The organism is Amycolatopsis camponoti, assembly GCF_902497555.1.
GTDB lineage: Bacteria > Actinomycetota > Actinomycetes > Mycobacteriales > Pseudonocardiaceae > Amycolatopsis > Amycolatopsis camponoti.
The window spans coordinates 2,209,834-2,221,717 of sequence record NZ_CABVGP010000002.1 but is presented as its reverse complement, the minus strand read 5'-3'; the positions used below and the strand labels follow the sequence as shown (position 1 = coordinate 2,221,717).

General features: G+C 72.3%; 10 protein-coding genes. 3 read left to right on the top strand and 7 right to left on the bottom strand.

Annotation, left to right across the window (positions count from 1 at the left end):
- Positions 1 to 95: 95 nt before the first annotated feature.
- On the bottom strand, positions 96 to 722 hold the full coding sequence (locus AA23TX_RS30760; RefSeq protein WP_155546258.1) for a TetR/AcrR family transcriptional regulator: 627 nt from the start codon (positions 720 to 722) through the stop codon (positions 96 to 98).
- Positions 723 to 768: 46 nt separating this feature from the next.
- Between AA23TX_RS30760 and AA23TX_RS30755 the strand changes: the two genes are divergently transcribed.
- Positions 769 to 1,611 (top strand): class I SAM-dependent methyltransferase, encoded by an 843-nt coding sequence (locus tag AA23TX_RS30755; protein WP_155546257.1) that lies wholly within the window; start codon positions 769 to 771, stop codon positions 1,609 to 1,611.
- Here AA23TX_RS30755 and AA23TX_RS30750 read toward each other — a convergent pair.
- The 6 genes from AA23TX_RS30750 to AA23TX_RS30725 form a co-directional block, all read right to left on the bottom strand.
- Positions 1,608 to 3,023, bottom strand: coding sequence for a M1 family metallopeptidase (locus tag AA23TX_RS30750; protein WP_155546256.1), 1,416 nt, complete (start codon positions 3,021 to 3,023; stop codon positions 1,608 to 1,610). The two genes, AA23TX_RS30755 and AA23TX_RS30750, sit on opposite strands and share 4 nt — an antisense overlap.
- 94 nt (positions 3,024 to 3,117) lie before the next feature.
- Positions 3,118 to 7,053 carry a Pls/PosA family non-ribosomal peptide synthetase gene (locus AA23TX_RS30745; RefSeq protein ID WP_155546255.1) on the bottom strand — a complete coding sequence of 1,312 codons (3,936 nt, stop codon included), beginning with the start codon at positions 7,051 to 7,053 and terminating at the stop codon, positions 3,118 to 3,120.
- A gap of 266 nt (positions 7,054 to 7,319) precedes the next feature.
- Entirely contained in the window at positions 7,320 to 8,789 is a 1,470-nt protein-coding gene (gene der, locus AA23TX_RS30740; RefSeq protein WP_155546254.1) for a ribosome biogenesis GTPase Der, read from the bottom strand.
- A gap of 15 nt (positions 8,790 to 8,804) precedes the next feature.
- Complete coding sequence (locus AA23TX_RS30735; RefSeq protein ID WP_338422539.1) at positions 8,805 to 9,416, bottom strand: lysophospholipid acyltransferase family protein; 612 nt, start codon at positions 9,414 to 9,416, stop codon at positions 8,805 to 8,807.
- A 122-nt stretch (positions 9,417 to 9,538) separates the two neighbouring features.
- Positions 9,539 to 10,243, bottom strand: coding sequence for a (d)CMP kinase (gene cmk, locus AA23TX_RS30730; RefSeq protein WP_155547417.1), 705 nt, complete (start codon positions 10,241 to 10,243; stop codon positions 9,539 to 9,541).
- 91 nt (positions 10,244 to 10,334) lie between these two features.
- On the bottom strand, positions 10,335 to 10,901 hold the full coding sequence (locus tag AA23TX_RS30725) for a TetR/AcrR family transcriptional regulator (RefSeq protein WP_230862770.1): 567 nt from the start codon (positions 10,899 to 10,901) through the stop codon (positions 10,335 to 10,337).
- 91 nt (positions 10,902 to 10,992) lie between these two features.
- Here AA23TX_RS30725 and AA23TX_RS30720 point away from each other — a divergent pair, with 91 nt between their 5' ends.
- Both AA23TX_RS30720 and AA23TX_RS30715 read left to right on the top strand, forming a co-directional pair.
- Positions 10,993 to 11,361, top strand: a complete 369-nt coding sequence (locus AA23TX_RS30720; protein ID WP_155546253.1) for a DUF4267 domain-containing protein — start codon at positions 10,993 to 10,995, stop codon at positions 11,359 to 11,361.
- Positions 11,362 to 11,397: 36 nt separating this feature from the next.
- Entirely contained in the window at positions 11,398 to 11,880 is a 483-nt protein-coding gene (locus tag AA23TX_RS30715; protein WP_196425597.1) for a cation:proton antiporter regulatory subunit, read from the top strand.
- Positions 11,881 to 11,884: the final 4 nt, after the last annotated feature.

Sequence of the window (11,884 nt, the reverse complement as noted above, 5' to 3'; positions counted from 1 at the left end):
GCGTGCGGCCATGTTTACAGACAGAGTCGCGAAAGACCAGAGCGGTTCACCCAGAAAGCGGCAGATACATCCGATGTATCCGGCGCAACGGGGAGTCAGGCGGCCTGACAGAGCTGGGCGGCCAGGGTGTCGGCCGCCCAGGTCTCCCACTGCTCCGGCGACCAGCCGCGGTCGCGGACGAACACCTGGTAGAGCTCCGGGCTGAGCACGCCGAACAGCAGGTCGGCGGCGTGCTCGGCGGTCATCCCGGAGCGGGCCCGCGGCTTGGCCATCAGGGACCGGGCGGCTTCGAGGTGGACGGCGAACCGCGGGTCGACGTCGTCGTCCCACTGCCCGGCGAGCGCCGGGTCGGCCGCGGTGGCCGCGCGCAGCATCTCGACGATCGGGGCGACGCGCTGCAGGATCCCGCGGGTGCCGCGGACGTGCAGTCGCAGGTGCGCTTCGGCGGTCGGGGCCGCGAGCGCGTCCTGGAACCACGGCCGGTCCATCGTCGCGACCGGTTCGAGGTCGCCCGCGATGGCCACGTCGACCAGTTCCTTGAGCAGCACCCGCTTGTTGCCGAAGGTGAAGTAGATCGTCTGCACGGCGACGTCCGCCCGGTCGGCGATCTCCTTGAGGGTCGTCGCGCCGTAGCCGTTGCGCAGGAACAGGTCGCGCGCCGCTTCCAGCATGCGCCTGCGCGTCCGCGGGGCGTCACGGACGCGTTTCTTGCGCTCTTCCATAACTGGAGTGTACATCTAGAGTAGGACTCTAGTAATGGAGGAACCCATGCAGGCCATCGCCAACGCCCGGCAAGCCGAAGCCTGGAACGGCTGGGAGGGCGTCCACTGGGCACAGAACCGCGCCCGCTACAACGCGATCGTCGGCGCCTTCAACGACGACCTCTTCCGCATCGCCGCGATCGCCCCGGACGACCACGTCCTCGACGTCGGCTGCGGCACGGGCCACGTCACGCTGCTGGCCGCCCGGCGGGCGGGCCGCGGAACCGTCGTCGGCGTCGACCTCTCGGCCCCGATGCTGGAGCGCGCCGGCGCCGACGCGGCCGCCCAAGGCATCGCCAATGTCCGGTTCGAGCAGGGAGACGCCCAGGTCCACCCGTTCCCGGACGCCGGCTTCGACGTCGCGATCAGCCGGGGCGGGGTGATGTTCTTCGAGGACGCGGTGGCCGCGTTCGCCAACATCCGGCGCGGGCTGCGGCCCGGCGGGCGGCTGGCGTTCCTCGGCCCGCAGGGCGGCGGCCCCGACAGCGACTACGCCCGCGCCACCGCGGCACTCAAGCCTCTGATGCGCGCGCCATCACCCGCGTCGCGGGGCATGGGCTCATTGGTCGAGCCGGCCCGCATCCGCGAAGTGCTCGACGCGGCCGGGTTCACCGGCATCCGGATCGAGCCGGTCACCGCGCCGATGGACTACGGCCGTGACGCCGCCGACGCGGCCGGGTTCATCCTCGGCCAGGGCCCGGTCCGCACCAACCTGGCGGGACTCGACCCGGACGTCGTGGCGCGGACGCGGGAAGAGCTGCGGGCGGGGCTCGAAGCGTTCGAGACGCCCGAAGGGGTTCGCATTCCGGGCGCGGTCTGGCTGGTCGACGCCACCCGCGGCGGGTTCTAGGCCCCCGGTAGCGGGGGCAGCGCGGGCGTCTCCAGCCAGCGCGTGAAGAACGTGCTCAGCGACCGGCCCGCGTACGCCTCGGCCATCGTCACGAACCCCGCCGTCGTCACCAGGCCGTGCCGGTGCTCGACCGCCCACGCCTTCAGCAGCGCGAAGAACGCCGGGTCGCCGATCTCGGCGCGCAGCGCGTGCAAGGTCAGCGCGCCGCGCTTGTAGACGCGCTCGTCGAACATGCGGGCCACGCCGGGGTCGGCGATCCGGACGTCGGCCGGCTTGGCCTTGATCCGGGTGTGCCAGCTCCGGGCCAGCGCCTGCGCGGACTGGCCGCCCGACTCCTCCGACCACAACCACTCGGCGTAGGTCGCGAAGCCCTCGTTCAGCCAGATGTGACGCCAATCCGCCACCGTCAGGCTGTTGCCGAACCACTGGTGGGCCAGCTCGTGCACCACGAGCCGCTCGTGGGTGCGGCGGCCGTCGACGTGGTTGGCGCCGAAGATCGCCATGCCCTGCGCCTCGATCGGATCGTCGAGCTCGTCGTCGGTCACCACGATGACGTACTCGCCGAAGGGATACGGGCCGAACAGCCGCTGCAGCATCTCGACCATCCGGCCCTGGCGGCCGAAGTCGCGCTCGAAGAGACGGCGCAGCCGCGGTGGCACGGCCGCGCGCTGCGGCACCGCTTCGAGGACCGAATCGACGCGACCGTGGCCGAAGCCGACCATCAGCCGGCGTGCGCTCACGCCCGTGTGCGGGAACCAGCCGCGGCCGGACAGCTCGAGCTCGTCGTAGCGACCGATCTGCACGCTCATCAGGTACGTCGCCGTCGGCTCCGGACGCTCGTACACCCATCGCGTGGTGCTGGCCGCGGTGTAGCGGTCCACCAGGTTGCCGGTGACCGCGACCAGGTACGGCGACGCCGTCGTCACGGTCACGCGGTAGGTCGCCTTGTCCGCCGGGTGGTCGTTGCACGGGAACCACGACGGCGCGCCGACCGGCTGGCTCGCCACCAGCGCGCCGTCGGTCAGCTCGTCCCAGCCGACGTCGCCCCAGCGGCTGCCGACCGGCCGCGGGTTGCCGACGTAGTGCACCTCGATGACGAACGCGGCACCCGCCGCGATCGCCCTCGCGGGCCGGACGTGCAGCTTCGCGCCGCGCTTCAGGTACTTCGCGGGCTTCCCGTCGACCAGCACGCGGTTGATCCGGAACTCGCCGAAGTCCAGGCTGACGCGGGAAAGCGCCTGCGTCGCCTCGGCGGTGATCGCCGCCGAAGCCGAGAGCCGGTTCGGCGCGACCTTGTAGTCCAGGTTCAGGTCGTAGTGCCGGACCCGGTAGCCGCCGTTGCCGTGTGCGGGCAGGTAGGGGTCACCGGAGGTATCCGCGCCGGGTGCCGGAGCCGGAGCCTTCGAAATCACCCGTGCCGAACCTTTCCTAGTACCGACGTACCAAACCAGGCTCGCACGGACGGGTGAGTCCGGCGAGCCAGGCGGGTACTTCGTGACCTTCTGCTTACTTGCCCGTCCACGCCGAGATCGGGTTGCCGAGCCAGCGCGTGTCGGCCGGCACCTCGTCGCCGCGGGTCACCAGCGACCCCGGGCCGACCGTGGTGCGCGCGCCGATGCCGGCACCCGGCAGCACGATGCCGTGCGGGCCGAGCGTCGCACCTTCGCCGAGCACCACCCGCGACATGCTCATGATCCGGTCGTGGAACAGGTGCGTCTGCACGACGCAGCCGCGGTTGATGGTCGCGCCGTCGCCGAGCTCGACGAGGTCGGCCTCGGGCAGCCAGTACGTCTCGAGCCACACGCCGCGGCCGATCTTGACGCCCATCGTGCGCAGCCAGGCCGGCAGCAGCGGCGTGCCGCCGATCGAGCCGATCAGCCACGGCACCGCGAGCGCCTCGACGAAGGTGTCGGCCAGCTCGTTGCGCCAGACGAAGGAGCTCCACAGCGGGTGGTCGATCTCGCGGAACTTCCCGACCAGCAGCCACTTCATGACCGTCGCGGTCAGCGCCGCGACGATCCCGGCGCCCAGCAGGGCGGGCCCGGCCAGCAGCGCGGCGACCGCGAAGCCGAACGCCGACGCCGCCCACAGCAGCCCGAAGGCGACCGAGACGGTCAGCGCGACCCCGCACATGACCGGGATGATCCGGCACAGCTCGACCAGCGCCCGCGCCGCCTTGAGGTGCAGCGCCGGGGTGTAGGTGCGGCTCGTGTCGGCGTCGCCGATCGCGCGACGCACCGGCAGCGGTGGCATCCCGAGGTACGACGAGCCCTTCTTCGCCTTCAACGGCGTCGAGGACAGCACACCCACGAGCCCGCGCTTCGGCACCGAACGGCCGGGTGCGGTCATGCCCGAGTTGCCGAGGAACGCCTGCTTGCCGATCCGGGCCGGGGCGACGTGCAGCCAGCCGTGGCCCAGCTCGTAGGTGGCGACCATGGTGTCGTCGGCCAGGAACGCGCCGCTGTCGACCTTGGTCATCTTCGGCAGCGCCAGGACGGTCGACGCTTCGACGTTGCGGCCGACCTTCGCGCCGAGCAGCCGCAGCCACACCGGCGTGAACAGGCTGGCGTACAACGGGAACAGGCCTTCGCGGGCCATGCTCATCAGCCGTTCGGTGGCCCAGACCTGCCACGCGACGCGGCCGTGCACCGGGTGGTAGCCCTCGACCATGCCGATGCTCAAGCACCGGACACCGGCGAGCACCAGCAGCATGTAGGCGAGGAAGTACGCGGCCGTCGCGACCGGCACGAAGATCAGCGCCTGGACGAACGCGGCCAGGAGCGTCGGCGCCCCGGCGATCGCGTAGCCGAGCACCACGACGCCCGCCAGCGCGGCGATCCCGGGCAGGAACCCGAGCAGCAGCGACGTCGCGCCGTAGACGGTGGCCCAGAAGTGCGACCGCGGCGGCCGGCTGGCCGGCCACTTCAGCGCGTCACGCTCGTCCTTGGCCACGCGCGCGGCCGGCGAACCGGCCCAGCGCTGCCCGGCCGGGACGGCGCCGCGGACGGTCGAGCCGGCCGCGATCTCCGCGCCCTTGCCGATGCGGACGCCGGGGAACAGCGTGCTGCGCGCGCCGATGCGGGCTTCCGCGCCGACGCGGACCTTGCCGATGTGCACGACGTCGCCGTCGACCCAGTGACCGGTCAGGTCGACCTCGGGCTCGATGGCCGCGCCGCGGCCCAGCTTGAGGAAGCCGGTGACCGGCGGCGGCGAGTGCAGGTCGACGTCCTTGCCGATCCGCGCGCCGAGCGCCTTGGCGTACGTCGTCATCCAGGACGCGCCGGCGACGCTGTCCGCGCCGCTGAACTCGGCGAGCTTCTCGGCCGTCCACAGTCGCAAGTGGACACTCCCGCCGCGGGGATAGGTGCCCGGGCGCACGCCCGACAGCAGCACGCGGGCACCGCCGGCGGCGATCGCGATCCGGCCCGCGGGGCTGAACAGCACCACCCAGGCCAGGCCGATCCACGCCCAGTTCAGCGTCGGCGCCCAGGCGAACCCGAGCAGCGCCAGGATGTTCGACAGCGCGGCCGCCAGCGTCGCCCAGCGCAGGCCGACGAGACCCATCAGCGGAATCGTCAGCACCGTCTGGACGACGCCCGCGCGACGCGGGGTCGGCGCGATGTCGCGGCGTTCGGTGGCCTGGCCGCTGAGCGCGTCCAGCATCGCGGCCAAGGCGCCCAGCTTGGGGTGGGCGTAGATGTCGGCGACCGACACCTGCGGGTGCCGGGTGCGGATGCGCGCGACGATCTGGGCGGCGGTCAGGCTCCCGCCGCCGTGGGTGAAGAAGTCGGCCTTCGGGTCGTCGACCGACACGCCGATGATCTCGGCCCAGCCTTCGGCGAGCCACGCCTCGGTCGGCGACAGCCCGGCCGCCGCGGCGTCCACTGTGGACAGTGGCCACGGGAGGGCGTTGCGGTCGACCTTGCCGGAGGTGCGGGTCGGCAGGTCCTCGACGACGGCGAGCAGCGGCACCAGCGCGGCGGGCAGGTGCTCGCGCAGCCGGGTCGCGGCCTCGTCCTGGTTGAAGGGCACTCCGGCGGTGGGCACGACGTACCCGACGAGGACCTGGTTGCCGGCCTTGGTGCGGCGGATCGCGGCGGCCGCGCCCTGCACACCCGGCAGGGCCTGCAGCGCGGCGTCGACCTCGCCCAGCTCGATGCGGCGGCCGCCGAGCTTGACCTGCTCGTCGAGCCGGCCGAGGAACAGCAGGCCCTCGGCTTCGGCGCGGACCATGTCACCGGAGCGGTAGGCGCGCTGCCAGCCCAGCGACGGCAGCGGCGCGAACTTCTCGGCGTCCTTCTCGGCGTCGAGGTAGCGGGCCAGGCCGGCGCCGCCGATGACGAGCTCACCGGTGTCGCCCATGGCGACCGGCTGCCCGTCTTCGTTCACGACGGCGAGCTGCCAGCCGGCCAGCGGCAGGCCGATCCGCACCGGGCCCTCGCCGGTCAGCTGCGCGGCGCAGGCGACGACGGTGGCCTCGGTGGGGCCGTAGGTGTTCCAGACTTCGCGGCCTTCGACGGCGACGCGCTCGGCCAGCTCCGGCGGGCACGCTTCGCCGCCGAAGATGAGCAGGCGGACGTCTTCGAGAGCGTCGGCGGGCCACAGCGCGGCCAGCGTCGGCACGGTCGAGACGACGGTGATCCCCTGCGCGACCAGCCACGGGCCGAGGTCGACGCCGGTGCGGACCAGCGCGCGCGGCGCCGGCACGAGGCAGGCGCCGTGGCGCCAGGCCAGCCACATCTCTTCGCAGGAGGCGTCGAAGGCGACGCTCAGGCCGGCCAGGACGCGGTCGCCCGGGCCGATCGGTTCCTCGGTGAGGAAGATCTCGGCCTCGGCGTCGACGAACGCGGCGGCACTCGCGTGGCTCACCGCGACGCCCTTGGGCTTGCCGGTGGAGCCGGAGGTGAAGATGATCCAGGCGTCGTCGGCCGGGCCGGGGACGCCGGCCCGCCCACCCGGCGTGGAGTGGACGTTGATCTTGCCGTCGGTGGCCACCGCGGCCACCTGGGCCTCTTCGAAGACCAGCTCGGCGCGCTCGTCCGGGTCGTCCGCGTCGACCGGCACGTAGGCGGCGCCGACGGACAGGGTGGCGAGGATCGCGACGTACAGCTCGGCGGTGCCGGAGGAGATCCGGATGCCGACGCGGTCGCCGAGGCCGACGCCGTAGCCGCGCAGGCGGCGGCCGTAGGCGTCGATCTCCTCGAGGAGCGCGCGGTAGGTCAGGGTGGTCGTGCCGTCGTCGATCGCGGCGGCGTTCGGGTGCCGCTCGGCGGTGGCGGCGAGGACGTCGAGCAGGGTGCGCTCGCCGGCGCCGAGGCCGGACCAGAACAGGGCCCGGTCGGCGACCGGGGTGGCCGACGGGGCGTGCGTCACTTCGGCGACGCAGGCGAGCGGGGCGGTGATCTCCGCGGCGGATTCGGCGGGTTCGATCGTGACGGTCATCGGGTTGCCCCCTCGACCGGGTAGAAGACGTGCAGGGACGAACTGTGGGCGCGCAAGCCCATCACTCACCTTCCGCGAGCCTCACCGGGCTTGCACTCCTGAATGAGGCGCCCGCAACGACCCTTCACCATACTCGCAGATGAAGGAACCATATCTTCCAGATCACGACGGAGTGTCGGACCTCACCAACACCGCCCTGACCAGCGTGATCCAGGTCGCACTCGAGGGGACCACGCCGGCCGGGCGTCAGGCTGGACGTCAAAAAGTCACCGGGTTTTGGCGGGCCTGGCCGCTTTTCCGCCGACCTTCGGTTTCGCGTTCTTTTCGCGGACGCGCACATTCACCCGGACGGGGCTGCCTTCGAAGCCGAACCGCTCGCGGAACTTGCGCTCGATGAACCGGCGGTAGCCCGCCTCGAGGAAGCCGGTGGTGAACAGCACCAGCGTCGGCGGCCGGATGCCCGCCTGCGTCGCGAACAGCACCTTCGGCTGCTTGCCGCCGCGGACCGGCGGCGGGGTGGCCGCGATCAGGTCGGACAGCCAGGCGTTGAGCTGGCCGGTCGGCACCCGCTTGTCCCACGACGCGAGCGCCGTCCGCAGCGCCGGGGCGATCTTGCGCACCGAACGGCCGGTCAGCGCCGAGACGTTGACCTTCTCCGCCCACGGCACGCGGACCAGGCCGCGCTCCAGCTCGCGGACCATCGCGTGCCGGCGGTCCTCGTCGACCAGGTCCCACTTGTTGAACACCAGCACGCAGGCGCGCCCGGCCTCGACGACCATGGTCAGCACCCGCAGGTCCTGCTCCGAGATGGGCTCGCCGGCGTCCAGCAGCACGACCGCGACCTCGGCCGCGTCGATCGCGGTCTTGGTGCGCAGCGAGGCGTAGTACTCGGCGCCGGCGGCGAAGTTGACGCGCTTGCGCAGGCCGGCCGTGTCGATGAACCGCCAGGTCTCGCCGTCCAACTCGACCAGCGAGTCGACCGGGTCGACGGTGGTGCCCGCGACCGAGTCGACGACCGAGCGCTCCTCGCCGGAGAGCTTGTTGAGCAGGCTCGACTTGCCGACGTTCGGCTTGCCGACCAGCGCGACGCGCCGGGGGCCCGACGTCGCGGCGACGCCCTCGCGCGGCGCCTCGGGCAGGGTCTTGAGGATGGCGTCGAGCAGGTCGCCGGAGCTGCGGCCGTGCAGCGCGCTGACCGGGTGCGGCTCGCCGAGGCCGAGCGACCACAGCGACGCGGTGTCCGCGAGCAGCCGGTCGTCGTCGACCTTGTTCGCCACGAGCAGCACCGGCTTCTTCGAGCGGCGCAGCACCTTGGACGCGGCTTCGTCCGTGGCCGTGGCGCCGACCGAGGCGTCGATCACCAGCAGGACCGCGTCGGCCGTCTGCATGGCCAGCTCGGCCTGGGCGGCGACGGAGGCCTGCAGCCCGGTCGCGTCCGGCTCCCAGCCGCCCGTGTCGACCAGGGTGAACTTGCGCCCGCCCCAGTAGGCGTCGTAGGCGACGCGGTCGCGGGTGACGCCCGGCACGTCCTGGACCACGGCTTCGCGGCGGCCGATGATGCGGTTGACCAGCGTGGACTTGCCCACGTTGGGCCGGCCGACCACGGCGAGCACCGGCTGCGCGAGCGCCGCCTCCTCGGCCGCTTCCGCAGCGTCGATCTGCGCGTCGAGCCTGGCGAACTCGGTCTCGTCCGACCAAGTGCCGTCGACTTCGCCGACGCTGTCCAACTCTTCCATGACTACCTGTTTCCCTTATGGCGTAACGAAACCGTTTTCGGTACGCCAATCGTCCAAAGTCTTGACGAGCGCCGCGAGCTCGCCGCGCAGCTCTTCGGTGCCCTGGTCGAGCCCGGTCTTCCCGGGTCCGACCTTCGGCGTGAACGGCTCCCCCACGAGGATGTCCACGCGCGGGCGCCAGCGCCGCTTGCCGTCCGCGGGCTTGCGCGTGCCCCGCGTCGCGACCGGGAGCACGGTCGCGCCGGAGGCCCGGACCAGCCAGGCCGCGCCGCGTTCGGCCGCGCCGACGTCCCCCGCACCGCGGGTGCCCTCGGGGAAGATCCCGACGACGCCGCCGTCCTTGAGCACGCCGACCGCGGTCATCAGCGGCTTGCGGTCGATCTCGCCGCGCTTGACCGGGATCTGCCCGATGGCCACCAGGAACTTCCCGGCGAGCCCACCCAGCCAGTCGTACAGCTCGGCCTTGACCAAGAACGCCGAACGCCGCGGCAGCATTCCGAAGATCAGCTGCGGCTCGATCATCGAACTGTGGTTGGCGATCACCACCACCGGGCCGGTGGCGGGCATCCGCTCGCGGCCGTGCACGCGGATGCGGAAGGCCGAACGCAGATGGTACCGGCCGAAGATCCGGCCGGCGTCGTGGAGTGCGCCGACGGAGCCTTCCGGCAGTCCCCTGGCCGACTTCGGGGGGTCCAGGGGGGCTTGCCCCCCGGCTGGGGTCCGGGGCTCGGCCCCGGAAGACCCAGCTTTCATCGAGCGACCTCGGCGTTGCACCCCGCCAGCAGGCCGCGGTGGCTGGCCAGTTCGCTGAGGGCGACGATCACCTGGTCGATCGACAGTTCCGAGGTGTCGACGTGCACGGCGTCGTCGGCCGGGCGCAGCGGCGAGGCGGTGCGGGTGGAGTCGAGGTGGTCGCGGCGCTCGACGCTCGCGAGGGCATCGGCGACCGACGACTTCCGCCCGGCCGCGCTGTCCTGGGTGCTGCGCCGCGACGCGCGGACGTCGGCCGAGGCGGTCAGGTAGACCTTCAGCGGCGAGTCCGGCGCGACGACGGTGCCGATGTCCCGGCCTTCGACGACGATCCCGCCGCGGTGCTCGACCACGTCGTCGATGATCCGGCGCTGCCGGGCGACCAGCAGCTCACGCACGTGGGGCACGGCGGAGACGGGCGAGACGGCCTTGGTGACCTCGGGACCGCGGATGTCGGCGGCGACGTCCTCGCCGGCCAGCCGGATCTCGAGCCGGTCCGGGCTCGTGCCGATGCCGAAGTCGGTCCTGTCGGCCAGCCCGGCGACGGCGACCGCGTCGGCCGGGTCGACCCCCGCGCGCAGCACGGCGAGGGTGACCATCCGGTACATCGCACCGGTGTCGAGGTAGCCGGCGCCGAGGCGCTGGGCGAGCTTGCGCGCGACGGTGGTCTTCCCGGTCCCCGACGGGCCGTCCAGCGCGACCACACCACGTAGGGCTCCCGTCACCGGCACTCTCCTCGCGTTCTCGTCTCGTTCGGCTTTGGTGTCCATTCTGCCGGTCGGGGTGCGGAGGAGATCAGTCGGCCCGCGCGCGGAAGCGGCCGACGACCAAGGCGAGGCGCTCGTCACGGTTTTCCGGGGACAGGCGGTGCCCGCGATCCAGGGTGATCAAGCCGTGCAGCGCGCCCCAGAAGACCTCGGTGAGGATCCCGGCCTCCTCGTCCCCCGCCACGGGCTCGACCACGGCGAACAGCCCGGCGAACGCCTCCTGCATCACCGCGGGCGTGTCGTCCTGGGCGAACGGCAGCTCCGAGGCCAGCGTGAACATCGCGTCGTAGAGCGCGGGCTTGACGTCGGCGAACTCGACGTACGCCCGCGCGACCCCGGCGATACCGCCGTCGCGGGCCGCGGCCAGCACCGAGGCCAGCTCGGCGAAGCCCTCCAGCGCGGCCGCCGCCATGATCGCGTCCTTGCCGCCCGGGAAGTGGCTGTACAGCACGGGCTGGCTGTACTCGATCAGCGCGGCGAGCCGCCGGGTCGTGACGGCGTCCCAGCCCTCCGCCTCGGCCAGCTCCCTGGCCGCGGAGACGATCCGCTGCCCGCGCTCGGTCCGGTCGCGCACACGCCGCTGTCGCTGGGTCATACCACCGATACTAGCACTGCTAGACAATCTAGCGCCGCTAAGCTAGCGTTGCTAGTATCGCTAGCAACGCTAGAAAACTGGAGGGAACACCATGCTCATCGCCGGCTACGTCCTCGTCGCGATCGTCTCGCTGGGAATCATCTACGTCGGGCTCAACTACCTCTTCGCACCGGCCAAGACCGCCGCGGGGTTCGGCTTCACCGAGGTCCCCGAAAACGCCGAGAGCTTCCTCAACGTCAAGGGCGGCCGCGACGTCGGGGCCGGCCTGGTCCCGCTGACCCTGATGATCTACGGCGACCCGCACGCGCTGGGCTGGGTCATCCTCGTCGCGGCCGTCTGGCCCCTCTTCGACATGCTGATCGTCCTGCGCCACCGCGGGAAGAAGGTCATCGCCTACAGCGTCCACGGCGTCACCGCCCTCGTCATGGTCGTCGCGGCGGCACTTCTGCTGCTCGGCTGAACGTCGCGAATCGGACACGTGGGTTACGGTGGTTGGGTGAACGTCGAAGTAACTCCCCTGCCCGGCATCGGGGTCCGGAAGGACTTCAGCACCCGTACGGGCCGCCGCATCGGCGTCGTCACCCAGCGGGACGGCCACACCGAGCTCATCGTCTCCAAGACCGACGACGCCGACGCCTGCGCCGCCTCGATCCCGCTGACCGCGGACGAGGCGGGCACGCTGGCCAACCTGCTCGGCGCGCCGCAGCTGGTCGCCCAGCTCACCGAGGAGCACCGGGACCTCCCGGGGATCAGCACCCGGCAGCTGCCGATCAAGCCGGCCGGCCCGTTCGACGGCCGGACGCTCGGCGACACGGCGATGCGCACGCGCACGGGTGTTTCGGTGGTCGCCGTCGCACGGGCGGGCCAGGTGCACCCCTCGCCGGCGCCCGACTTCACCCTCACCGGGGGCGACCTGCTGGTCGCGGTCGGCACGAGCGAGGGCCTCGAAGCCGCCGCCAAGATCCTCAAGTACGGCTGAGCGG

Coding starts and splice junctions, on each gene's coding strand:
- AA23TX_RS30760 (WP_155546258.1), bottom strand. CDS start 722: ATGGAAGAGCGCAAGAAACGCGTCCGTGACGCCCCGCGGACGCGCAGG.
- AA23TX_RS30755 (WP_155546257.1), top strand. CDS start 769: ATGCAGGCCATCGCCAACGCCCGGCAAGCCGAAGCCTGGAACGGCTGG.
- AA23TX_RS30745 (WP_155546255.1), bottom strand. CDS start 7,053: ATGACCGTCACGATCGAACCCGCCGAATCCGCCGCGGAGATCACCGCC.
- der (WP_155546254.1), bottom strand. CDS start 8,789: ATGGAAGAGTTGGACAGCGTCGGCGAAGTCGACGGCACTTGGTCGGAC.
- AA23TX_RS30725 (WP_230862770.1), bottom strand. CDS start 10,901: ATGACCCAGCGACAGCGGCGTGTGCGCGACCGGACCGAGCGCGGGCAG.
- AA23TX_RS30720 (WP_155546253.1), top strand. CDS start 10,993: ATGCTCATCGCCGGCTACGTCCTCGTCGCGATCGTCTCGCTGGGAATC.